Raw genomic sequence first — 24,012 nt, forward strand, 5'->3', positions numbered from 1 at the left:
GTGGGCGGGCGGGGGAGCCCTCAGGTCAGGCTGCGTGGGCGGACCGCGTTGGCCCGGTCCACGAGCAGTCGGCGGCCGGGGCCGCGCGGCTGTGTGCGGGCCAGCTCCCGGTAGCGGCGGTCCAGGTCGGTGCGCAGCGCGCCGTGTGACGTCGGGGCGCCGAGCAGGTCCGCCTCGGGCAGGGACCCCTCCCGCTCCAGGCAGTCGAGGGCGGCTTCCAGCAGGTCGGCGGCGAGGGCACGGCCGACGGCTCCACCCTGGTCGGGCAGGGCGTTGAGGCGGTGGGCGGCGGCCGTGACGGCCGCACCGGTCGGTGGCGCGTCGGCGTTCGGGGGTCGGCCCCCGTCCTCGGCGCCGGGGTCGCCGTGGCCCCGCAGCGCGTGGGCGACCAGGGCGAGCTGGGCGGCGGTGTGGAAGGCCGACGAGGCCGGAACCTGGTCCAGCACCTCGACCCGGTCGCGCCGTGTGCGCGCGTAGCCGAAGGCGGCGCCGGTCCAGGCGTGGTCGGTGCTCCAGACGGTGCGGTACCACCGGGCGGCCTCCTCGGGTCGACCCGAGCACTCCAGGGCGATGGCCAGGGCGAGCTTGGGCGCGGCCTCCCCCGGCAAGTGTGAGACCAGTGCGTCGAAGAGCGCGGCGGCCCGATCGGCGCCGCCGCCGGCCAGGTGGCCCACCGCCGTGTACCACGTCACGCGCCAGTCGCCGGGCAGCTGGGCGGCGGCCTCGGCCAGGGCGGCGGCGGTCCCGGGGTGTGCGGACTGGGCGAGGATCCGGCAGCGCGCGAGGAGTCCTTCGGGTGAGGGCGGGAGCGCGTCCAGCAGGGCGAGCACCTGTTCGGAGGTGGGCATCACGAGGCCGGTCAGGGCCGCGGCCGCCGGGTCGGCCGGGTCGGCGGCGGGCAGGGGCAGGCACGCCGCGGCGAGGCGGGGGTCGAGCGGGTCGAACAGCCGGGTGGCGGAGGCGGCCAGTTCGGAGCCGACGACGTCGTGCTCGGGTCCGAAGAGCGTGGAGGGCGCGGGGTAGGGCTTGCCGTCCTGGAACGCGCGGATCTCCCGGAGCACGCCGGTGAGCTGGTCGGCCATCTCGGTGGCGTTGGCGAAGCGCTGGGCCGGGTCGGCGGCGGTGGCGCGGAGCAGGAGCCGGTGGAGGGCTTCGTACTCGGGGGCGTCGGTCCCGGGCAGCGGGTTGTCGACCAGGACGCCGTTCTCGCGGCGCGTGAGGCGGAAGGGGAAGCACAGCACGGCCAGCGTGCGTCCGACGGTGTACAGGTCGGTGCGGACGTTCGCGGTCTCGGCGAACTCGGGCGCGGAGTACCCGCGGGTGCCGAACTTGGGACTGGTGTCGTCGTCCATGAGCCGGACGCCGCCGAGGTCGATGAGCTTGAGCCGGTGCTCGACCTGGACCACGTTGGCGGGTTTGAGGTCGCAGAAGAGCATGCCCTGGGAGTGCAGGTGGTCCAGGGCCCGCAGGATCTCCAGGGTGTAGGGGATGGCCTGGCGCGGCGGCAGGCCCTCGCCGGTCCGCTCCAGGTGCTCGCGGAGCATCTTCTGGAGCGAGCCGCCGCCGATGTACTCCATCACCAGGTAGCGGTGCACGGCGCCGGTGGTGGGGTCGGTGTGCTGGACGAAGTTGATGATCTTGACGATGTTGGGGTGGTCCACCGAGATGAGGAAGCGGCGTTCGGCCTCGGCGGCCTCCTGGGCGTACTCGTCGGAGGAGTCGAGCAGGCCCTTGAGGACCACCCACTGGCCGTCGAGGTTCTGGTCGGCCGCGAGGTAGATCCAGCCCATGCCGCCGTAGGCGATGGCGCCCTCGATCCGGTACTGGCCGGCGACGAGGTCGCCGGGGCGCAGCGTCGGCACGAACGAGTAGGGGTTGCCGTCGTCGGGGCAGAACCCGCTCTGGCGGCCCGGCCGCCCGTCCCTGGACCGGCCGACCGGCGCGTGGCAGGACCCGCAGAAGCGTCGCTCCTCGGGCACCTCGGGGTCGCGCATGACGACGTCGGCGGGGTCCTGGTAGGGGATCGGCGGGAGTTCGCTCAGGCCCTCGCCCAGGACGCCGACGGAGGAGCGGCCGCGCCCGCCGGTCGTCCCGGTGCCGGTGGAGGCGGGGCCGGAGCCGTAGGCGGAGCTGGGCCGGGACGCGGGGTCGCCCGGGTGGCCGGGCGCGGGGCCGGGGGACGGAGTCGCGGACGCGGCGGGCGGGCTCGTGCTCTCCGGCCGCAGGCCGCAGGCGTCGCAGTAGCCCTCGTCGTCGATCGTCCCGGCGCACGCGGGATCCGCGCAGGCGGCCCCCTGTCCGCTCTCGTCCATCGTTCACCCGTGCCCGTGGTCGGTGTGTCCTGGTGGCCGGGAGGGGCCGCGCCGGGCGCGGCGACCCGAGCCGCTCTTCCGTTCCACGAAACCGCTTCCCCGGTCGTTTCCGGATACTCCTTTCGGATGTGGCCGTATCCGGCCACACACGTCCCCCATGTCACAGGCGCACCTCCCGTCACATGGGCCCATGCCGTTCGGCGTTCCGAACGCTCCCGCGCCCGCGATCATGAGTCGGGCGCCCACGCGGCGGGTGCCGATCAGACGGACGCCTCCGGGGCGGACACCTGTGGGACGCGGGCGGTCAGGACCGTCACCGCCCCGCTCGGGGCTCCCACCGAGAGCACGTCCTCGAACCCGCACGCCTCCAGGCGGCGCCGTACCGTCTCCGGACCCCACGGGGTGACACCGGACCGGGCCATCCGCCAGCGGACGACCGCCGCGTGCACGGCCGCCCCGCCGTCCCGCTCCCCCTCCCCCCTCTCGCCGGGGTCGGCCGGGGGGACCGGGGCGACGGGGTCGGTCGGGTCGGAGGGGTCGGCGAGGTCGCCGGAGTCGCCAGGGGCGGCCGGGTCGGCGGGGTCCTTCGGGGCGACGGGGTCGCCAGGGGCGGCCAGGTCGGTCGGGTCGGTCGGGTCGGTCGCCAGGGCGGTCGCGACGATCACACGCCCTCCGGGGCGCAGCGCCGCCCGGATCCGGGGCAGCGCCGCCTCCGTGGTCTCCGGGGCCAGGACGGACAGTGGGAGCCACGCCAGGTCGTAGCGGCCGGTCTCGGACAGATCGGCGATGTCCAGCAGGCGTGTCTCGACCCGCTCGCGCAGTCCGCGCTCGCTCAGGTACTCCTCCGCCAGGCGCAGCGCCCGCGGGTCCACGTCCAGCCCGACCGCGCTGGCCCCCGGCGCTCGCTCGACGACCGCGGCGGCGATCGCCCCGATCCCCGTTCCGACGTCGAGGAAGCGCGGCGAGCCGCGGTCCAACAGGTCGGCGAAGCCCGGGACCCGCTCGGCCAGGGCGTCGAGGAAGACCCGCATGTGCGCTCCGGACGACCGTCCGTCGGCGAGGAGGGCCGCGTCGTCGGTCCGGTCGGGTGTCGCCCGGCCCTCCGCGGTGTCCGCCGCCCGGCGCAACTGCTCGGCGATCCGGCGCGGGAAGGCCACCGGGTCCCGCCGGGCCCCGAGCACCGCGGCGTGATCGGCGCGCAGCCGCCAGGCGCGGCCGTCGCGCTCGGCGAGCCCGCACGCCGCCAGCAGCGCACCGTGTTCGTCCGACAGCCGGTCCTCGCCCACCGCCGCGGCGAGCGCGGACAGCACCCACACCGCGTCGGACAGTTCGTCGACACGGGCCACCAGTTCGCTTCTCGCGTTCGCCATGGCGCGAGTGTGCCACTCGACCGCGCTTGCCGCATCTGCGCAGACAGGTACCGCTATTCGCTTTCAAACATGGTGATCGCCATTTTTTCTCCGCATTCTTCTTACGTATGCGTCGTGACAGGAACGGCATGCCTGAGATAGGAATACCCCAGCACGGAGGCCACTCCGCCGCTTTCATCCGGACTGTCAAGGAGTCGAATATGGCTTGCGCGTCACTCATGATGTCCTCCCCGATCGACCCTGCCGACGACGTGGCGCCGGCGGTCGAGGAACTCGACGAGGAGACCGCGGAGTAACCATGGTGCGACCCGCATGGGTCCTCGGGGAGTCGGCTGCCACGGGCCGGCTCCCCGGTTCGGGGGACACGCAGTGGTCGGGGACGTTCGAGCGTGAACTGACCCTGGCCGAGGCCGACCGGCGGATCCGGGCGGACATCGCCGCGCTGGGCTGGGTGTGGCGGCACCGCTCGCTCGACGACACCGACCCGACCGCCGTCCAGTGCGCGCTGTGGGACGCCGGAGGGGCGGAGATCCCCTACGGCCTGGGCGCCGGGAAGGGGCCGGGTGCACCGGCCCGAGTGGGCGCGCGGTTCGAGGCGGTGGAGCACGCGTTCACCGGCCCGACCGTCCTGGAGTCGCTCCCGGTCCGGCTCGTGGACGCCCCCGCGCTGGCCGAGGGGCCCTTCGCCGCCGACCGGGCGGTCCGCGACATCGCCCGGCAGGACGGAGCGCGGGTGGCGTGCGTGCGCTATGAGGCGCTCGACGGCGGACCCGGCTTCGACGTTCCGGTGTACCTGTGGGCGCCCTGGTACCCGCCGCCGACCCCCGAGGCCGACGCGGTGCGCCGCGGTCTGGGCGACACGGCCGACTACCGGTCGGCACTGGCCTACAGCGTGAACTCCGGCTGTGCCATCGGTGCGACCGGAGACGAGGCCCTGCTGCACGCCCTCAACGAGTGGGTGGAGCGCGACGCGTTCTCACTGTTCCTGCTGCGGTCGGTCTACGACCGCGGCCCCATGCCCGCGCGGGTGTCCCGCGACGGCCTGACTCCGACGCTGCGGGCCCACCTGGACCGCGCGGAGGAACTCGTCCAAGGGCCGGTCACCCTCCTGGACCTCACCACCGACCTCGGCGTGCCCACCGTGATGGCCTACGGGCACCGGCCCTTCGGAGCCGGAGCGGGCACGAGCGCGGGCTCCGGCGCGGGTTCCGGCGCGGGCCCGAAACACCGCTACGGGCTGGGCGCGTCGCTGTGGGGCACCCTGGCGGCCGAACGCGCGATCACCGAGTTCGTGCAGGACGAACTGCTCTCCCGCATGGTGTCCGAGCAGGTGGCCTCCGACGACCGTTCCGAGCCGTACGCGGAGCTCGTCGCCGACCACGACATCGAGGCGGACGTGCGCGCCCGGCTCCGCGGCCACCCGCGGCTGCTGGCCTGCGCCATGCTGGACTTCGCCGCCCGCCTCCCGGAGTCGCCCGAGGGGCCGCTGCCGCCGGAGACCGTCGCGAAGGGGACGCCGGTGTCCGACCAGCACGCCGCCGTGGTGGACCGGATCACCGCCGCGGGCCACCGTGTGGCGGCCCACCGGCTCCAGGTGTTGGCGCACGGCACGACGGTGGTCCAGGTCCAGTGCCCCGGCCTGGAACGGTTCCATCTCGTCACGCAGGGGCACGTGGCCCTGCCCGGCGCACGCGGCCGCGGAGCACGCGTCACGGGGCCGGAGCGCGACCCCCGGTGAGGAATGCGCGGCCGGGTCGCAGCGATGATCCGTAACGCCCTTTCCTGAAGCGCGCACGAAGAACCGGAATCCGCGCGGTCGGCTCCTTCACTCCGGATGCACTCACCTTGAACTATCGTGCCCGATGATCCGCGACCGCGTCATTGTCCTCGGGCTGCGCGTCCCGTCGTCGGGTATCGAGTTCCCCTTTCCACCGAGCGCCGACCGGCTCGAACAGCACGACCACTCGGTGCGGGGGTCGCGCCGCCACCCCTGTCGTCGCGCGAAGGCGCGACCGGGGACCGACCGCTCAGGCGCCGGCGGCGGCGAACGGACCTCCGGCACCGAAGACCCGCGCGGCGAAGCGCTCACCCACGAGCCGGTGCGTGGCGGCGTCCGGGTGGAGCCGGTCGGGCAGCGGCAGCTCGGCGTGGTCCGCCTCCCCGTAGAGGTCGAGGCCGTCGAGGTAGTGCAGGTGCGCGTCCTGTTCCGCCCGCTGCTTCACGACGCGGTCGAGCTCCTGCCGGATGACGGTGAGGGTCAGCTTCCCGGCCGCCCGGTCCGCGGCGTCGCCAGTGGCCCTGAACCGCAGCTTCCCGCTGTTCAGAGCCTCGGTGTCGAAGGCGCCGGGTCCCGGCGTGTCCTCGTGGACGGGGCAGAGCAGCGGTGAGACGACCAGGAGCGGCGTGTCGGGATGGCCTTCCCTGATGGTGTCGAGAAAGCCGTGCACCGCCGGAGCGAACGCGCGCGCTCGCATGAGGTCGGTGTTGACGATGTTGATGCCGATCTTGACGCTGATCAGGTCCGCGGGGATCTCGCGCATCGTCCGGGCGGTGAACGGGTCGAGCAACGCACCGCCGCTCAGGCCCAGGTTGACCAGTTCCACGCCCGCTCGCGCGGCGGCCAGCGCGGGCCAGATGGCGGTCGGGCTGGCGGCGTCGGACCCGTGGCTGATCGAACTGCCGTGGTGCAGCCACACCCTGCGGCCCGGGTCCGGCGCCGGTTCGACGGGTGCGTCGGTGCGCAGGGCGACCAGCTCGGTGGTCTCGTTGTGCGGCAGCCAGATCTCGATGTCCTTGGCGCCCTCCGGCAGCCGGGCGAAGCGGGCGGTGCCGACGGGGCCGGGGCGGAGCTCCGCGCTACCGGCGGCCATGTCGATCACCAGGGTGTTGCCGCCCGTCACACTGGTCTGGTCCACCAGGTGGCCGTCGACGACGAGATCGTAGACCCCGTCCGGGCGGGGCGGGAGTCCCGGGTAGACGCGCTTGGTCGGCAGCGTGTCGAGTTCGACCGCGGTGGCCCGGGTACGGAAGGCCAGCCGAACCCCCGACGGCTGGGACTCGGCCATGGCCAGTTGCCCGTCCGCGGACTGGGCGCGGGCCCAGGAGGGCAGCCGGTGCGGGAGCACGCCGCGCTCGGTGCGCTCCAGTTCGAGGGCGCCGCGCAGCAGGTCCTCGGTGATGGGCGTGGTGGTCCAGTGCTGTTCTGTGGTCATCGTTCTCTACCAGTGGGTGTTCTGTGTGCGGCCGGTCCGGCTCGCGGCGGGCCAGGATCAGGGTGGGGCTCACGGTGGGTGGGGCTCGCGGCCGGTGGGGCTCACGACGGTGGCTCACGCGTCCGGTCCGGCTCCCGGTGGCGGCTCCGCCGGAGCGGGTCCCGCGCGGCTGCCCGAGCTACCGCTCAGGGCGTGGCGGTGGGCCAGTTCCGCAGCAGGGCGTCGAGGGCGTCCATCGCCCGCGACCAGCTCTCCCGCGACTCGGGAGCGCTGTGGCTGAATCCGCCGCCCGTCTCCAGGCTCACGAAGCCGTAGAAGACGCTGCCCAGCAGCCGGACGGCGTGGGTCTGCTCCTCCCCCGGAAGGTCGTAGCCGCGCAGGATCGACCGTGTCATCCGGGTGTGCCTGGGGCCCGCGCTCGCGCGCGCCGTCTCCGGGTCGAGCCTGAGCTGGGCCGCGGCGTACCGGCCGGGATGCTCGTGGGCGTAGTCGCGGTAGGCGTTGGCCAGCGCGACGAGCGCGTCCTTGCCGGAACGCCCCGCGACGGCGTCGGCACCGCGGTCCGCGAGCTCCTCCAGGGCGAGCAGGGCGATCCTGGTCCTGAGGTCCTGGGAGTTCTTCACGTGCGAGTACAGGCTCGCGACCTTGACGTCGAACCGCCTGGCCAGCGCGGAGACGGTCACCTGGTCGAACCCGGCCTCGTCGGCGATCTCCGCTCCCGCCCGAGCCAGGCGTTCCGCACTCAGTCCGGCGCGCGCCATCCTCCGCCCCTCCGATCCGCCTAGGAGATTACCTAAAGACTTTAGGCATATCACCGTATCCTATAGGGAACTGTCGGCACGCCGAGGGCCCTGGCCATGAGAGGAGGCGCATACGGGACCCGGACCGACCGCGTCGCCGTGCGACGGGATCGCCCGCCGTCCCGGCACGTGGCGCACACCGGGCGCGCCCTGTCGGAGGGGCGGACCGCGCCACAGTCCGGCGAACGGGCAGGCGGGCGAACAGGCGGGCGCACCGACGTTCGGACCGGCGTGCGTGCGTGCGGACCGGGCCACGGTTCGACGAACGGGCAGGCGGGCCCCTAGTCGAGCAGTTCGAAGAGCAGGATCAGCAGACCGATCCCGATCACCGCGACGAGGATGACGTAGCAGCCGACCGCACCCGTGCTCCCGGGATTGCGCGTCGGACCGCGATGGATGTCGTTCGCGCCCTTGCCCCGGTCCGGGCGGCGGCGCGGCTTCTTCTTGGGCATCCCCGGTTCCCTTCCCTGTAGGCGGGAGCCTAACCCGGGGCCCGCCGGTGGGCCAGGGCGGCTGACGGCCGTGTCCGGCACCGGCGGGCGGGCGGGCCGTAGGACGGCAGGCCCCGGGCGAGGTCAGGAGTCGCGGCGGAAGTTCCAGGGAGCGGTGGGCTGGAGCACGGCCTCGGACAGGGCGTTCGTGCGCAGGTGGGTGATCTTCTGGTACTCGGGGTCCGCGATCATGCGGCCGAACACCTCACGACTCGGGTAGCGCACGACCAGGACCGCGTCCCAGTTCTGGCCGTCCTCCGCGACCAGGGGCGCCAGGCCGTCACCGGCGTAGAGCAGTTCCGCTCCGTACTTCTTCAGGAAGTGTCCCGCCTTGCGCGAGTACTCGTCGTACGACGCGCGCCCGCCGGGGGCGAAGCGCAGGAGGTTGAGCATGACGACGGGCCCTTCCCGCCCGTCGGCGAGCAGGTCCTTGAGGGCGCTTCCTGAGGGATCGACAGCCATCGGTGGCTCCTTGTGTCGTGGTCGGTCGGTGCGGGGCGTCGGACACACGGGAATGCGGGGACGTGTCCGTGCCACGGAGTGCCAGGATTACATACCGCCCGGTCGGTATCTACCCTCCGGCTCCCCCGACCGACGACCTCCCTCGCCCGCTCCCCGTCCGGCGCCGTGTGGTGTACTGGCTCGCGACCGGGCGCGGACGAGGGACGGGAACAGACCATGCTGCTGGGTACCGGTGCGGACGTCGGACTCGCGGTGCGGGTCGGCGACGAGGGACTCGACCGCGAATCCCTGTGGGCGGCGGCCTCCGCCGTGGCCGAGCGGATCGCCGGAGCCGGTGCGGTGGCCGTGCACGGCGAGGCCTCGCTGCGCACGGTCGTCGCGGTCGTCGGCGGTCTGCTGGCCGGTGTCCCCGTGGTCCCGGTCCCGGCCGACTCCGGGTTCGCCGAGCGCCGCCACATCGTGCGCGACTCGGGCGCCGCCCTGTGGCTGGGAGAGCCGCGGGAGGGCGTCGACCTGCCCGTGCTCCCGGTCGACCCGGCCGAGCGCTCCTCCTTCTCACTCCCCGAGCCCCCGCCCGAGGCCACCGCGCTGATCATGTACACCTCGGGGACCACGGGACCGCCCAAGGGCGTCGTCCTGTCCCGGCGGGCCGTGGCCGCCGACCTGGACGCGCTCACCGACGCCTGGTCCTGGACCCCGGACGACGTCCTGGTGCACGGTCTGCCGCTGTTCCACGTGCACGGCCTGGTCCTGGGCCTGCTCGGCGCCCTGCGCGTGGGGAGTCCGCTGCTGCACACCGTCCGGCCGACCCCGGCCGCCTACGCCGCCGCGGCCCGCGCGATCAACGGCCCCGGCGACCTCGGTGGCATCGGCGGTTCCGGCGGTTCCGGCCGCCTCGACCACCTCGGTGGCCACACATCCTCCAGCAGCCGCACCTCCCCCGGCTCTGGCGGCCGTGGACGGCGCCGGTCGGCACTGTTCTTCGGTGTGCCGACCGTGTGGTCGCGGATCGTCCGTGACGGTTCCGCCGCCCGCGACCTGGCCGGCGCGCGGCTCCTGGTCTCGGGAAGCGCGTCGCTCCCCGACCCGGTGGCCGAGGGCCTGCGGGCGGCCACCGGGCACACCCCGGTCGAGCGGTACGGCATGACGGAATCGCTCATCACCCTCGCCGCGCGCGCCGACGCCCCCCGCCGCACGGGCTGGGTGGGCACCGCGCTGACCGGGGTCGAGTCGCGGTTGCGCGGCGAGCACGGGGAACCGGTGCCGCCTGACGGCGAGAGCATCGGCGAACTCCAGGTGCGCGGCGCGACCCTCTTCGACGGGTACCTCCACCTGCCGGAGGCCACGGCGGCGGCCTGGACCGACGACGGCTGGTTCCGCACCGGCGACGCGGCGGTCCTCGACGAGCGGGGCTGGCACCGCGTGGTGGGGCGGATGTCGGTCGACATGATCAAGTCCGGCGGCTACCGGATCGGCGCGGGCGAGGTCGAGGCGGTGCTGCTCGGCCACCCCGCCGTGCGCGAGGCGGCCGTGGTCGGCGAGACCGACGACGACCTGGGCCAGCGCATCGTCGCCTATCTGGTCGGCGACGGTATCGACGCGGCGGCGGTGATCGACTTCGTGGCCGCCCGGCTGTCGGTGCACAAGCGCCCGCGCGAGGTTCGGGTGGTCGACGCCCTGCCGCGCAACGCCATGGGCAAGGTCCAGAAGAAGCTCCTGGGCGGGGCACACCACTGAGGGACCGGCCCTGCCGCCCCAGCTACTTCACCGACCGACCACCATCAGGGCACCGCCGATCCCCCCGATCGTCCCAGCCACCTCGCACCTCGACCACCCCAGCCATCTCAGCAGCGTCCACCTCACCGACCCACCGCCATCACGGCACCGCCGACCGCCCCGGCTGCCCCGGCTGCCCCAGCCGCCGCAATCGTCCCAACCACCTCGCACCTCGACCACCCCAGGCGCCGCGATCGTCCCAGCCACCTCAAGTCGCATCAGTCGCCCTGATCGTCGGCCCACGGCGACGCGGGCTCGACCTCGGCCGGACGCCACCGGGGGGCGGCTCGGGACCGTGTCCGGCCTCTTCGCGCTGGACGGCAGCGGCACCGTACCCTCCGAAGCGCGCGACCGGGTCCTCTCTCAGCCCGCGGCTGCGCCGAACCACCTGGACAGCGGGCCGACCAGGTCCTTCTGGTCCGCGCCGACCCACGCCACGTGACCGTCCGGCCGCAGCAGCACCGCGGGCACGCTCAATTCCCCGACGTCACCCGCGTCCCCCGCTCCGCCCGCGTCACCCGCGTCACCCGCGTCACCCGCGTCACCCGCGTCACCCGCGCCGCCGGTATCGCCGGTATCGCCGGTATCGCGGGTATCGACGACATGGTCGACCCGGTCGTCCCAGCCCTTCACCGAGAGTCGGCCGGTCCGGTCGATCAGCAGCCCGCGACCACCGTGCATCAACTCGTACAGGCGTCCCCGCCCGAGCCGCGCGTCCCGGAGCCGCCGGCCGAGCAGGTCGTGCCCGTCACCGAAGTCGTAGCGGACGTCGACCGCGGTGACCATGCCGGTCACGTACCGGTTCACCTCCTCGAAGTCCATCAGTTCCCGGAACAGCCCGCGCAGCGCGACCGCACCCGGTTCGGCCCCCAGCAGCGTCATCTGCGCGCGCGTGTTGTCCAGCACGCGCGCCCCCACCGGGTACCGCTCGTCGTGATAGCTGTCCAACAGCCCGTCCGGCGCCCAGCCCTGAACCGCGGCGGCCAGCTTCCACCCGAGGTTGAAGGCGTCCTGCACCCCGAGGTTGAGCCCCTGCCCACCGGTCGGCGGGTGGATGTGCGCCGCGTCACCGGCCAGCAGCACCCGGCCGACCCGGTAGCGCTCGGCCTGCCGGGTGGCGTCCCCGAACCGGGACAGCCAGCGCGGCGAGTGCGCGCCGAAGTCGGTGCCCCCGACCGCCCGCAGCCGCTCCTGGAAGTCGGCCAGGGTCGGTTCGGCCGTCCGCTCCTCGGACACCCCCTCGGCGGGGACGACGACGCGGTACATCCCGTCGCCGAGGGGCGCGACGCCGAACCGCAGCTGCGTCCTGCCGACCTCCGCGACGACGGCGTCGATCTCCTCCTGGTCCGCGGTCAGCCCCATCTCGCCCAGCAGGGTCTCGACCCTGGCGGGCTCCCCCGGGAAACCGACGCCGACCTGCTTGCGCGCCGTACTGCGGGCGCCGTCGCACCCGACGAGGTAGCGCGCACGCAGCCGTGTGCCGTCGGCCAGGTCGGCGGTCACCCCGTTCTCGTCCTGTCCGACCCCGACCACCTCGTGGCCGCGCCGGATCTCCACTCCGGCCTCGATGGCGTACTCGTTGAGCAGCCGCTCGGTGACCGGCTGCGGGACCGCGAGGCCGTACGGGTGCGCCGTGTCCAGTAGGTCCGGCCACGGCTTGGTGATGCCGCCGAAGAGACCACCGACTTGGAACTCCTCACCGACCGCGCGGAACCGGTCCAGCAGTCCCCGCTGGTCCATGATCTCGACACTGCGCACGTGCAGGCCCTGCCCGCGGGACTGCCGGGTCGGCTCGGACCGCCGCTCCAGCACGACCACGTGCACGTCGTGCAGCCGCAGTTCGGCCGCCAGCATCAGCCCCGTCGGCCCGCCGCCGACCACGATCACCTCAGGCATGAACCCCCCGCTCACCGGTACCGCTCCTGTTCGAGCGCTCATTCTGCGGGACGACGGGGGGCTTGCCGCAAGCCCTCGGGTGCGCTATAGGTTGAGAGTGGCAAGAGGAATCCTGATTCCCTTGCCCTCGCTTTTTTCCGGGCACGGGTCAGCGGCATTCCCTTCGCGATACCGCGGCCGCACCGGCTCTTCGAGGCCCCGGACCAGCCACCACCGTCCGGACCCCCGAACGCGGCCATGCCGCGTTCCGCCTCCGTGTCGCCCGCGCCTGCCCGCACCGGCCCCGAACAACGCAGGGACGGCGGACAACAGCGGGCCCCGGCCGTCCCCGCGGGGACGGCCGGGGCCCGACCTGTTCATCGGCTTCCGGTGCGGTATCCGGCTTCCGCTGTCCGGCTACTGACCCATCAGCGAGCTCAGCAGCGGCCCGAACTCGTCGTCCGAGGTGTGCAGCGTGACCGACCCCGCTTCGTGGTCGACCTCCGCCCCGACGGGACGCAGGTCCGCGGGCGCGCTCTGCTCCCTCGTACGGGAGGAGGGGTGCCACCAGAAGATCTGCGTGCTGAGGGGCTTCTCCGCGTCGGCCGCGAAGCGCTGGGCGACCTCGCGCAGGTTCTCCATGGCCGCGATGGGGTGCGCCTGGCCCAGCGGGTGCGCGATGAGCACCTCCGGGACGGGCAGGACCACCAGGGCGCCGTGCGGCGCCTCCCCCAGGTGCCGGTCCAGGTCGTGCACGTTGGCCGCCACATACGGGTGACCGCCACCGATGTGCACGAGCCGCGTGCCGTTGATGTCGTGCTCGCTCACCTCGACGGGGTCGGCGAGGGACGCGGCCACGGCCGCGGCGAAGACCTCGGCGTCCGACCGGCCCGAGCTCTCGTGCGCCGCTCGTGACAGCGGCTGCAGGCTCTGGGGACTGTCGACGACGACGGTCTGCCACAGACCGGGCGCGATCTCTCGACCGACGAGCTGTTCCAGCGCGCCCTCGGGGAAGGCCGAGACCGGGTAGACGCGGACCCGGAGCTCCCCGGCCGACTCGGTGCCCTGCCGCGTCGCCCGGTCCAGCTGGTCGACGACGTTGCGCGCGAATCCGGCCGCGTGCTCGGCGACCTTCTCGGGAGCCTCGCTGTCCATGGCTGTGCGGAAGCCGCCGATGTCGACCGAGGCGGTGTTGCCGTTCGACATCGGGATGACCAGGGTGTTCCGGTCCTGGAAGGCGACCTCGGAACCCAGGTCGCGAAAGGCCGAGACGAGGGCGGTGGCCACACCGTCCGAGGGGTCCACCGGGGTGGTCGCCCCGGTCGGCGCGGCCGGGGCGGAACCCGCGGAATCGGCCGGTCCGGCGTCGCGTCCCCGGGCGGCCTGGGCGACGTACCCGGCGAAGTGGGCGGCCAGGCCCTCCCACTGGTCCTCGGGCATGATGAGCGCCTGGTCGAACGTGGTCCGCATGTCGGTGTCGAGCAGGACCGCGCCGTCGGGCAGGGCCACGCGCAGGCCGGTCGGCGGGCGGTGCTCGGCGACCAGGCCCTCGCGGGAGCACGCGGCGACCAGAGCGGCACCGATGGCGGAGGTCATCGCGCCGGTGTCGAGGCCGCGCGCCTGGTCGAGCTTGGCCCGGATCCAGTCGGGGAGCACGTCGTCCGCGCGCGGGTAGCGCTCCAGCTCCTGTGCGTAGGCGAGCGGGCTCGGCTCACGGGTCAGGTCGGGCTCGGTGTCGTAGTTGTACTCGATGTCGACCTTCCCGGTGTGGTGGACCGAGACGATCATCGACAGCCAGGTGCCCTTGCCCTCCTGGTAGCAGCGCCGCTTGAGCGCTTCGGCCGCGTCGCGGGCCCCGTCGGGCACCGGCACCTGGCCGACCTGGCCGTCCGCGCCCTGGACGGCCAGCACGTCGTCGTTGAGGGCACCGATCACCCTGGCCAGGTAGGTGAGCTGCTGCCAGCCCTCGGGGGTCGCCGACACCAGGGCCTGCCCGAGCTCCTGGATGAGTTCGCCCTGATCCAGGGGGCCGGGGGTCTGCGGGTCCATGTACTGCTCCGTGTCCGTGTGGTGGAAAAGGGGCGGATGCGCCTCCCTTCCTACCGCACGACGGGGACGCTCCGCGTCCGTCCCCGTACCCACGGAGAGTGGCCGTGCCCGGACCCGCGTCGGGCCGCGTCGAGCGGGCCGGGACACCAGGGGTGACCGGGCGGGGACGAGCCGGGGTGGGCGGTCGTGAGGAGGGCGATCCCCCGAACCGGGCCTGGTCCAGCGCTGCGGCTCGCCCAGGTCCCGGATGACGCCCTGAACGATCCCGGCGCCGATCGCACCTCGCTGGAGCGGGCCGCGCGCCGCGTCCTCGACGAAGGGCTGCGGCCGGGCGAGCTGACCGCCGTGCTGGGCGACTCCGCCGCCCTACGCCGTCCGTTCCCCGCGCTCATGCGCCGACTGCGCAGCGCGGGTGACGCGGGCCTTCCTGGACGGACGTCTCGGCCGTGGCGTGGACCGAGTCGGGATTCGGGGCTCGGACCGGAGCGGAGACCCGGATGGCGTCCGGGGGGCGGGCTCGGGCGGCGGACTCGGGCCGCGACGTGAACCTGGCCCCCGGGAGTCGCCCTTCCGTGCCAGTGACACCACGCGGCCCCGCTGGCGCCTCCGTCACCGCGGTCCCGCGGTCGCGGCGATCACGGCGGTCACGATCGAACGTGGCCGCGCCGGGGGCAGACCATCCGGCACGGCCACGCGGTCAGGGACTCCGACGAGTCCGGGTCAGTTGGCGCTGCAGGAGACCGTCGGCCACGTCCAGTTGCCGTTGTGGTCGATGGTCACGCCCCAGTTGTTTCCGTTGCCGTTGGGGGTGGCCGTCAGCACCTGCGAGCTGGGCCAGGTGGCGTTGACGTTCCAGGTGGCGCTGATCCGCGCCGGGGAGGGCACGTTCATCGTCACGGTCCAGTCGTCGGAACCGGACACCGACACGTTGAGGTTGTACCGGTCGTTCCACTGCTGGCCCGCGGACAACGACGCGGTGCAGCCGCCGTTGCCCGGGTCACCGGGGTCGCCCGGGTCGCCGCCGCCACCGGAGGAACCCAGCGTGATGTTGGAGTTCCCGCTGCTCTGGTAGCCCTCGGTCGCCATGATCATGTAGTCGTGGTTGCCCAGGTTCATCCCGTGGCTCGCCCACGCGTCGAAGTGGTTGCCGGTCGTGATGGTTCCGCTCGTACGCGGCGACTGGCGGACGCTCCAGTACTGCGGGAAGGTCTGGGTCCCGTCGATGGACGGCGCGTCGTAGCGCATCGTCCGGTAGATGTCGTAGGTTCCGCCGTCGCTGGTCACGGTGCCCTGGTAGTCGCCCGTGGGCCGGTAGGTGCCCCAGTCGTCGACGATGTAGTACTCCACGAGCGGGCTCCGCGTCCATCCGTAGAGCGTCAGGTACGCGTTCCCGGACGGGTTGAAGCTGCCGGAGTACTCGACGCTCCTGCGCCCGCCGGTGCTCCAGCCCTTGCCCGCGACGAAGTTGCCGGTGTTGCTCCATGAGGTGCTGTAGTTGCCGCCGGACCCCAGATCCATCGAGACCGACCCGGGGGCGTCGGTCCAGAAGGAGTAGAAGTAGCCGTCGTGGTTGCCGGTCTCGTTCGAGGTGACGGCCGCATTCGCGACGCCCGGCTGCATGGTCACGGTCAGGACCAGCGCCGACGCGACGGCGCACGCTCGGCCGAGCAGCCTCCTGGCACGGCCGAACCGGGCCGGCGCGGGGTGGCTGCGGCTCCGTGGGCGGACGGGGGTGTCGTAGGTGGACATGCTTCCTCCTGGGGGGATGGGAGGGACCGGGCCATGGCGGGACGGCCCGGCGATGCTGCCGACGGCCGGGGCGGTGCCGCGGTGGCGCGATGCCGTGCCACGGGGCGGCTCTGCCCGGTCGCCGTCGGTGACGAGTATTCGTCCGCCCGCGTGGCGTGTCAATGGTTTCGGAAAACTTTCGATAGCCATGGGCGCCCGAAAATGACATCAAGCCTGCTGAATGGCATGGAAGGAATCAGCGCACTCTCCACTGCCAGAAGTCATCAAAAGTCGCCTGGAGACTCACGAACAATCTTTCCGAAAAGTTTCGGATAGTTGCCTCGTCGTGCGCTCTGACCGCCACCGGCCGAGGAATCTGCGACAGAGAGTGCGCCCCGACGCACGAAGGTCCTTCGGGCGGACATCCTGCTCGGGTCCGGGTCCGGGTCCGGGCCGAGTCGGGCCGAGTCGGACCGGCACTCGGTCCAGGTCCTTCTTCACGGGGGACTCGAATCAGCCCCCTGGAGGCACCGACCCGCGAACCGGACGGCTGACACCCCAGTGGGCACGAGCGTCGCGTCTGACGCGGCAGCGCGACAGGAGTGCCCCGCCCCGGCCGAACCGGCCCTGTGGACAACCGGATCCGGGCGCTTCCACCAGCACATACTGAAGTCATGTTGACCACGGACGCCCGTACCCTGCTCTCCGCCCTCCTGCGCGACCTGCCCGGCGACCACCACGTCCTCACCCTGAACACCGGCCATCCGATGTCCACCGCGATCGACGCGCGCGGGGAGGGCTTCGACGTCGAACATCCAGCTGTGGTGGAGCGGCTGTGCGCCGCCATCTCCAGGCCCTCGCCCTCCGCGCTGGTCCTGCGCACCTTGACCGACCGGATCTCCCACACGCTTCCCGACGGCACCGCCGTCCCCGTCACGCTCGTCCGGGGCTGGCGCGTCGGCGAACGCACCCTGTTCCCGCTCGACGAGGCGGAGATGTTCAACGCGCACTGCACCGACGCGGCCTCGGGCGAACCAGTGCCTCCCGAACGCGGGGTGGAGTACGCCGGCGCCCCTGAGATCGACCTCGCCGCCTTCGACGAACTCCGGTGAAGGCCGGAGCCGACGAGCCACGATCCGTGCGCGCTCACCGAGCGGGATCGGGCCACAGTCCGCATGCGCCGAAGCCCCGAACCACGATCCCCCGTACCTACACCGGCCCAGCGTTCCCCGCCCATGACCGGTCCACAGCCCGCCGCCACTACCGTCGAGGCCATGGTGATCCCCAGTGACGAAGAGATCCGTGCTCTGCACGAGAAGTACGCGCCCACACCCGAGGCGTTCGCGCTCGTGTACACACACTGCGAGATCGTGTGCGCGGTCGCCGAGCAGTTGCTCGACCGCTCCGGGCTCGCGTTGAACCGGTCCCTGGTCCGTGCGGGGTGCCTGCTGCACGACATCGGGGTCTACCGCCTGTTCGGCACGACCGGCCGACTCGACCACGCGCACTACGTGAGCCACGGCGTGCTCGGCCACGAGATCCTCGCAGGGGAGGGACTTCCGGGGGCACTGTGCCGGTTCTGCTCCCACCACACCGGTGTGGGGTTGACCCGCGTGGACGTCCGGGAGCAGGGGCTGCCCATCCCGGAGAAGGACTACGTGGCCGAATCCCCCGAAGAGGAACTGGTGATGTACGCGGACAAGTTCCACAGCAAGCGCAACCCACCGGTGTTCGTCACGGCGGACTCCTACGCCGCGTCCGTCGCCCGCTTCGGCGAGGAGAAGGTCATCCGCTTCAAGGAGATGCGCACGCGCTTCGGCACCCCGGAGCTGAACCCGCTGGTGGCCGCGTACGGTCACTCCCTGGTCGGCACCTCCGAGGAGACCCCGCCCGCGACGGACGGAGGCGGCTGAGACGGAGGCGGCTGAGCAAGCGGGCGGCCCTGGACGGACGGAGACGGTGGACATCCGGTCCGAACGACTCCCCTGGGTAGGGGTACAGTCCATGAGTGACAAGGAGCAGACAGCAGGGAACACCGCCCGGCCGAAGGAGGAGCGAGCCGTTGAGCTGATGGCCGAGGCCCACGCCGGTCGCGCGGACACAGCCCGCATCGAGAACGCCGCCGACATGGCCCTGACGGCCTTCTGCTGGTGGCGTGCCGACCTTCCGCGACGCGTGTGCGAGGACTACTGGCGCGACGTGCACGGGATCATGTTCGCCCGCGCTCCGGGCCTGTGGCACTGCCGACAGCTGCGCCTCTCGCCCAACCGACCCGATCTCTGGCCACCGGTCGAGGACGTCTCCTTCGACGCGCCGGACACGGCCCAGCCCCAGGGCGTCCCGCACGGGCTCTTCCTGTCCGAGGACGACCTGGCGGTGTTCAGCCGGAATCCGATCACGCAGGACACCATTCCCAACGACGCGCGCCACTTCCTCGGCCGCATCGGCTCCCAACTGACCTCCGGCGGCCGCACTCTGGTCGATCACATCAACGACCCGGCCATGCAGGGCCCTCCCCCGGTGCCGACGTTCCTGCTCTGCTTCGTCCCCAGGACCGCGGCCTCGTCGACCGAGGAGTTCCATCGCACCCTGGCCGAGCGCATCGCGCGTCCGTGGAGCGAGCATCCGGACGTGCTGCGCCTGCGCGTCGAGCCACTGCCCCCGTACTCGCGCTCGGTCATGAGATCGCCCGGTGTACCGCACCAGTGGCAGGATGACGGGACCTACCTCGGCTGGATCGAGCTCGCCGTGCGCGACGAAGAGGTACTGCGCGAACTCCGGTCCAGTGCGGCACTGGACCACCTCGCGCACCAGGTCAGGGCCGTCCACACCTATCCGATCCGCGAGGTCTACACGCTCGTCTCCGCGGGACGGCCGACGGATGTCGGTCTGCGCGGCTACCCGGCGGTCCAGACGATCACCGCCGCCGGGGTGGACACCCAGCGCGACGAGCACGTCCTGGAACAGCTCTTCGGCGATGCCGTCCACGGCCTGGACCAACGCAGGCGGCCAACCTGAACCGCCCCGCCTCGGGCCGATGAGCGTTCCGGATCAGGCCGCGACCAAGGACGCCGGGGTCGGCGAGGCGGCGAGCAGCTCCTCCGGTGCCGTCAGGTACCAGGCCTCCAGCGTCAGCTCACTGAGTTCGTCCAGGTCGACGGCGTCGAGGTGGACCACGACCCAGCCGAACCCACCGGCCGTGAACTGCACCTCGAACACATCGGGCCGCTCGGCCACCAGCGCGGCCTGCTCCAGCAGCGTCTGCTTCAGGCCCACCGTGGCGGTACGCGGCCACAGGTAACCGAACGGCCTGCCGTGGACGCGGAACGTCGTGTACTGCTCCGAGTCCCTGTGCTCGCAGTCCGGCAGCGCCTTCACCAACCGCATGAACCGCTCGATCTCAACACCCATACGTCGAGACAACCACACACCACCGACACCGGAGCCGCTGGAGTCCCCGACGGCTCCGCCCAGAGCCAGGCGCCCCCCCGCGCCCGCGCCCGCAGCCGCAGCCGCAGCGAACCAGACGTGGCGGCCCGCCGTCGAGCCATCCTCGGTGCGCACACTTCCCCGCCTCGCACGGGCCACGCTCGGCAAGGTTCGTGCATGGCCCCGGCCACGACAACGCCAAGCAGCATCACCATGAACCATCGGCTTTACGGCAGTCGATTTATTGCACTTCTCCCGATTTCCCCCGCGTGTCGACTGCCGCCCGACCACAGCCGCCATGACAGTCATCCCACATCCCCGTCTATGACGCCCGCGAGAACGATCGATTCTTCGCCAAGAACCGAACACCCGTCGAAATGTCGACAACGTTTGTTCTTCCGACGACTCGGGCAGAAGGATTCTCGCCCGGTTTGTGGGTGTATATCCCATTCGATGATGGCGCCGGAGACCGGTGCGCGCACCGCGTACGGCTTTGAGCCCCATCACGAACACGAGGGGAACACATGGACATCACGCGTACCGCGACGACCGCTGCCGTCACGCTCGCTTTCGGCACCGCACTCGCTCTGGGTGCCGCCGCACCGGCCCTGGCGGAGGACCCGGCCCCGCCGCCTCCGCCGGACTTCGACTGCGAGGACATCAGCGAGCGCAACTTCGAGGTCAGCGAGGGCGACCCTCACAACTTCGACGCCGACGGTGACGGCATCGGCTGTGAGGAGGACGACGTGGGCGAGAACGCCAACGACACCACGGAGACCGGTACCTCGGACGAGGACACCTCGGGCGAGGACACGACGGACGAGGACACCTCGGGCGACACCGAGGAGGACCCGAACGGAGGCGACGAGACCCCGGTCGGCGGCGTGGACACCGGTGCCGGCGGCACCGCGGACGCCGGATCGAACCTGTGGCTGGTCAGCACCGGTGGCGTCCTCGTGGCGGTGGCCGCGAGCGGACTCGTCCTGACCCGCAAGCCGGGGCGCGACGGCTGATGGGCCGTCACACGCGCACCCGCCGCCGCGGCAGCTCCATCGCCGCGGCGGTCACGGCCGCGTGCGCGGGAACCGGCATCGCACTTCTGACCCTGGGGCTCGGGCAGGCCTACGCTCCCTCCCCGCCACCCCTCGACATCAGTGCGCCGCACTCCGCCGCCCCGGCCGAGCCGTCCGTCCCAGCAGCCGACAGCGCACCCGCCGCCCTGGGGCGATCGGCTCCCGAGCGGCTGACCATCCAGGACATCGACCTGCACACCTCACGCATGGTCGAACTCGGACTGAACAGCGACAACCGCCTCGAAGCCCCTCAGGACTGGGCGGCCGTCGGGTGGTACACCCTCGGCGCCGCCCCCGGCGAGGACGGGCCCGCCGTCCTGGCGGGCCACCTGGACTCCGTGACCGGTCCGGCGGTCTTCCACCGACTGGGCGAGCTGCGCGAGCGGGACACCGTGTCGGTCGAGCGCGCGGACGGCGCCGTCGTGGACTTCACCGTCTACGCGGTGGAGCGCTACGCCAAGGGCGACTTCCCGACAGAGCGGGTCTACGGCGACACCGAGCGCCCGGAACTGCGTCTCATCACCTGCGACGGTGACTTCGACACCGCCACCGGCCACTACTCGGACAACCTCATCGTCTTCGCCGCCCTCGCCAACACCCCCGGCACCACCGCATCAGTCCCAGGTCCGAAGTGATCCCATACGAACCACTGATTCCGAGCAGCCCCGGAACGAAACAGCGCCGCGGACGAGGCAGAACGTGCTCCCAGATACGGGGTCCCCCAGGCGGTGTCGATGTCCAGTGTCCGTACCCCCAAGGCTTCCGGATAGTCACGAACGAAGACACTCATTGGCAACCTGAACACCCCCAACAACGAACAGATCGGAAACTGGAAATCCTTCGCATTCAGAAGCCACCTGGACCCGCACAAACCTATAAGAATCTCCCGAACACGATGGGGTGCTACTTCCCCAGGAACCCCTTCCCCCATTCTTCGAGCCCCAGAACACACTTCTCCAGTAGATTTTCAAAGTCTACGCCAGACATGTCTCCACAATCAAAACCACCCCACGCCTCACTTAGTGTTTCAACCAAGCCCATCTCCCCCGTGAGGAGCTTATACAGTTCCTCGCCATTCAACGATTTCTTTCCCACAGAAGAGATCCAGTCAGTACTGGCCGCGTCCGCGGTTATTCCTCGCCCAGCAAGCCCTACGGCGCGCCAGGAAAGTCGCGAATCAGCCGCCACCTTGAGGAAGACACCAAGAGCTTCAGAATTCCTTACAGACAAAATTTCCTCACACGATCATGCCACCGAAGTGCTATTCAGAGCACTGGCTTCACGCTGACCACCGCGGTCCCCCGGAGCGAAACCGTTCTGGCCGCGCCCAAGCCACCAGTGGTGTGCAGCAAGGCCTCTGACTGCCGGCCCTGGATCTCCGGCGGCACCGCTATCCACGGCCAGGACATGCATGTGGTCCGCCATCCCAGGCTCCCTCTGGCAACACGACAGGTACCCAAAGACGTGCCCTTCTGACATCATCGGGCAGACCGGAAGAAGACTTCAGGTGGAAACGGCGCCATGGCAAACCCCCTCCACGATGGCGACCCGACCCGGGTTGGCCCCTACACGCTGCACGAACGACTGGGCGAAGGCGCCATGGGCCGGGTGTACCTGGGCCGATCCTCCGGCGCGTACCCGGTCGCGGTGAAGGTCGTACACCCCGGCCTGGCCGGGGATCCGCACTTCCGACGACGCTTCGCCGTCGAAATCAAAGCCGCGCGCAAGGTCGGCGGCTTCTACTCCGCCCATGTCGTCGACGCCGACCCCGACGGCGACCCGCCCTGGCTCGCCACCGCCTACATCCCCGGACCCACCCTGCACCAGGCCGTTCTGGACCACGGCCCCCTACCCATGGCGTCGGTGGCCGTCCTCGGCGCCGGACTGGCCGAAGCCCTCACCGCGGTCCACGCCCAGAACCTGGTCCACCGCGACGTCAAACCCGGCAACATCATCCTCGCTGAGAACGGGCCACGGCTGATCGACTTCGGCATCGCCCGCGCGTTGGACGCCACCTCCTACACCCAGACCCACACCGTCATGGGCACCACCGCGTTCATGTCCCCCGAACAGGCCCGGGCGTCGAAGGAGGTCGCAGCACCCACTGACGTATTCGCCTTCGGCTGTGTGCTCGCCTTCGCCGCCACCGCGGACAGCCCCTTCGGCACCGGCCCCGCACACGCGGTGACCTATCGCATTGTGCACGAGCCCCCCGACCTGACCGGCCTGCCCGACGGCCTGGCGGACCTGATCGAAGCCTGCCTGGCGAAGGACCCCGACGACCGGCCCGCCACACACGAGGTACTGGACGACCTCACCGCTCTGTGTAGCGACGGCGGCGCCCGTCCCGAGGGGCAGTGGCTGCCCGAAGCCGTCACCGAGATCATCGTTCATGACAAGACCAAGATCCTGACCCCGACCAAACAGAAGAAGCCCCCCACCTCCGCCAAACCCAGGACCAGAGCCAAGGCCGAACCCAGATCCAGACCACGCGGCTCGCGTACGCAGATCCTCGCCGGACTCATCGAACACCATTCATCGATCCGCCCAGGGCCGGAGAGGCAGAAGGACTCGAAGAGGTCTCCGGAGAGGCCGGCGAAACCGAGACGGTCGAAACCGGTGCCCATCGGAAACACCAACGTGAAGTGGAGCTTCACAGCCGTGAACTTCCGGGGGCGCAACAATGAAACCTTCACCGCCACCCTTCCCCCTGCCGGAAGCACCAGCCAGGGGATGGTCTGGGGAGATGGAGTCTACCGCGATGACTCCTCGGTGGGTCTTGCCGCCGTCCACGCGGGCCTGATCACCCTGAAGGACGGTGGCCCGGTCACCTTCGAGATCCGTCCGGGTGAAGACTCCTACGCCCCCTCCACCCGCAACGGCGTCACGACCTCCCGTTACCGGCGCTGGCCCGGAAGCTTCGTCTTCCCGGAACAGACGAAGAGGGCACCGACGAGACCAGTAGCCCCGAAGAGGCCAAAGGACGCCTCCTCAGGGAAACTGATCATCGCCCTTGTCGCCACTGTCGTTGCTGTCCTGCTGTATTCCAACCACCAGCCGTTCTCAGTCTTCGTCAGTCAGTGGCTGAACTCGGGCACCGAAGATTTGGCGTCGGGGGACTGTGTTAGCGCCATCAGGCCCAGCATCCACGTCGAGGTCCCCTGCGGTGCCGCAGCCGCCCAGTACACCGTCCTCGGCCGGCAACCCGCAACGAACAACGCCCCCGCATACATCGAGGGGGCGGGCCTGCAAAGAAACCACGTGTGCGAAAGCGTGCCCGGTTGGACACCGATGGTCGACAGTCACACCCTGGTCGATGGCTTCATCGTGTGCCTGGGCGCGGCGTGACCCCGCTGGCTGTGGGCGGCGGATTCCTGCACGGATCGGCGCCCTCCACCGGCCGCGCATACGCGTGATCCTCCATCGCACTCGCAT

At 71.6% G+C, this 24,012-nt stretch carries 18 protein-coding genes; 8 read left to right on the forward strand and 10 right to left on the reverse strand.

From position 1 onward, the window contains the following. Positions 1-20 precede the first annotated feature (20 nt). Positions 21-2,312: a serine/threonine-protein kinase gene (locus ADL05_RS24570; protein WP_053619385.1), complete on the reverse strand. Its 2,292-nt coding sequence runs from the start codon at positions 2,310-2,312 to the stop codon at positions 21-23. Between the two features lie 260 nt (positions 2,313-2,572). After that, complete coding sequence (locus tag ADL05_RS24575; protein WP_053619386.1) at positions 2,573-3,682, reverse strand: cyclopropane-fatty-acyl-phospholipid synthase family protein; 1,110 nt, start codon at positions 3,680-3,682, stop codon at positions 2,573-2,575. 298 nt (positions 3,683-3,980) lie between these two features. Here ADL05_RS24575 and ADL05_RS24580 point away from each other — a divergent pair, with 298 nt between their 5' ends. Continuing rightward, entirely contained in the window at positions 3,981-5,420 is a 1,440-nt protein-coding gene (locus ADL05_RS24580) for a YcaO-like family protein (RefSeq protein WP_053619387.1), read from the forward strand. 289 nt (positions 5,421-5,709) lie between these two features. On the opposite strand, the gene ADL05_RS24585 is transcribed toward ADL05_RS24580, so the two are convergent. The 4 genes from ADL05_RS24585 to ADL05_RS24595 all read right to left on the reverse strand — a co-directional run bounded on the left by ADL05_RS24585 (position 5,710) and on the right by ADL05_RS24595 (position 8,647). After that, entirely contained in the window at positions 5,710-6,894 is a 1,185-nt protein-coding gene (locus ADL05_RS24585; RefSeq protein ID WP_053619388.1) for a GDSL-type esterase/lipase family protein, read from the reverse strand. A 185-nt stretch (positions 6,895-7,079) separates the two neighbouring features. Further along, the gene (locus tag ADL05_RS24590) at positions 7,080-7,655 is read right to left on the reverse strand and encodes a TetR/AcrR family transcriptional regulator (RefSeq protein ID WP_053619389.1); all 576 of its coding nucleotides are present in this window, start codon (positions 7,653-7,655) and stop codon (positions 7,080-7,082) included. 320 nt (positions 7,656-7,975) lie between these two features. After that, positions 7,976-8,146, reverse strand: coding sequence for a hypothetical protein (locus ADL05_RS31305; RefSeq protein ID WP_197285922.1), 171 nt, complete (start codon positions 8,144-8,146; stop codon positions 7,976-7,978). A gap of 123 nt (positions 8,147-8,269) precedes the next feature. Beyond that, a complete protein-coding gene (locus ADL05_RS24595; protein ID WP_053619390.1) occupies positions 8,270-8,647 on the reverse strand; it encodes a DUF1330 domain-containing protein in 378 nt (125 codons plus the stop codon). Between the two features lie 216 nt (positions 8,648-8,863). Here ADL05_RS24595 and ADL05_RS31980 point away from each other — a divergent pair, with 216 nt between their 5' ends. Continuing rightward, the gene (locus ADL05_RS31980) at positions 8,864-10,384 is read left to right on the forward strand and encodes an acyl-CoA synthetase (RefSeq protein ID WP_053619391.1); all 1,521 of its coding nucleotides are present in this window, start codon (positions 8,864-8,866) and stop codon (positions 10,382-10,384) included. 402 nt (positions 10,385-10,786) lie between these two features. Here ADL05_RS31980 and ADL05_RS24605 read toward each other — a convergent pair whose 3' ends face one another. The 3 genes from ADL05_RS24605 to ADL05_RS24615 form a co-directional block, all read right to left on the reverse strand. After that, positions 10,787-12,319, reverse strand: coding sequence for an FAD-dependent monooxygenase (locus ADL05_RS24605; protein ID WP_053619774.1), 1,533 nt, complete (start codon positions 12,317-12,319; stop codon positions 10,787-10,789). A 396-nt stretch (positions 12,320-12,715) separates the two neighbouring features. Next, positions 12,716-14,347 (reverse strand): hypothetical protein, encoded by a 1,632-nt coding sequence (locus tag ADL05_RS24610; RefSeq protein WP_053619392.1) that lies wholly within the window; start codon positions 14,345-14,347, stop codon positions 12,716-12,718. A gap of 720 nt (positions 14,348-15,067) precedes the next feature. Beyond that, positions 15,068-16,096, reverse strand: coding sequence for a glycoside hydrolase family 11 protein (locus ADL05_RS24615; RefSeq protein ID WP_082376869.1), 1,029 nt, complete (start codon positions 16,094-16,096; stop codon positions 15,068-15,070). A gap of 653 nt (positions 16,097-16,749) precedes the next feature. Between ADL05_RS24615 and ADL05_RS24620 the strand changes: the two genes are divergently transcribed. The 3 genes from ADL05_RS24620 (at position 16,750) to ADL05_RS24630 (ending at position 19,093) form a co-directional block, all read left to right on the forward strand. Further along, positions 16,750-17,187 (forward strand): hypothetical protein, encoded by a 438-nt coding sequence (locus ADL05_RS24620; RefSeq protein WP_053619393.1) that lies wholly within the window; start codon positions 16,750-16,752, stop codon positions 17,185-17,187. 162 nt (positions 17,188-17,349) lie between these two features. Beyond that, positions 17,350-17,988 (forward strand): HD domain-containing protein, encoded by a 639-nt coding sequence (locus tag ADL05_RS24625; RefSeq protein WP_053619394.1) that lies wholly within the window; start codon positions 17,350-17,352, stop codon positions 17,986-17,988. A gap of 91 nt (positions 17,989-18,079) precedes the next feature. Beyond that, complete coding sequence (locus ADL05_RS24630) at positions 18,080-19,093, forward strand: hypothetical protein (protein WP_053619395.1); 1,014 nt, start codon at positions 18,080-18,082, stop codon at positions 19,091-19,093. A gap of 33 nt (positions 19,094-19,126) precedes the next feature. Here the strand turns inward: ADL05_RS24630 and ADL05_RS24635 are convergent, their stop codons facing one another. Beyond that, positions 19,127-19,486 carry an MmcQ/YjbR family DNA-binding protein gene (locus ADL05_RS24635; RefSeq protein WP_053619396.1) on the reverse strand — a complete coding sequence of 120 codons (360 nt, stop codon included), beginning with the start codon at positions 19,484-19,486 and terminating at the stop codon, positions 19,127-19,129. Between the two features lie 542 nt (positions 19,487-20,028). Between ADL05_RS24635 and ADL05_RS31310 the strand changes: the two genes are divergently transcribed. The 3 genes from ADL05_RS31310 to ADL05_RS24650 all read left to right on the forward strand — a co-directional run bounded on the left by ADL05_RS31310 (position 20,029) and on the right by ADL05_RS24650 (position 23,925). Continuing rightward, the gene (locus ADL05_RS31310; RefSeq protein ID WP_053619397.1) at positions 20,029-20,517 is read left to right on the forward strand and encodes a hypothetical protein; all 489 of its coding nucleotides are present in this window, start codon (positions 20,029-20,031) and stop codon (positions 20,515-20,517) included. Then, complete coding sequence (locus ADL05_RS24645; protein ID WP_053619398.1) at positions 20,517-21,212, forward strand: class F sortase; 696 nt, start codon at positions 20,517-20,519, stop codon at positions 21,210-21,212. The genes ADL05_RS31310 and ADL05_RS24645 overlap by 1 nt, the downstream gene beginning before the upstream one ends. 886 nt (positions 21,213-22,098) lie before the next feature. Further along, complete coding sequence (locus ADL05_RS24650; protein WP_082376871.1) at positions 22,099-23,925, forward strand: protein kinase; 1,827 nt, start codon at positions 22,099-22,101, stop codon at positions 23,923-23,925. Positions 23,926-24,012: the final 87 nt, after the last annotated feature.

It is taken from the genome of Nocardiopsis sp. NRRL B-16309 (genome assembly GCF_001279585.1).
GTDB lineage: Bacteria > Actinomycetota > Actinomycetes > Streptosporangiales > Streptosporangiaceae > Nocardiopsis.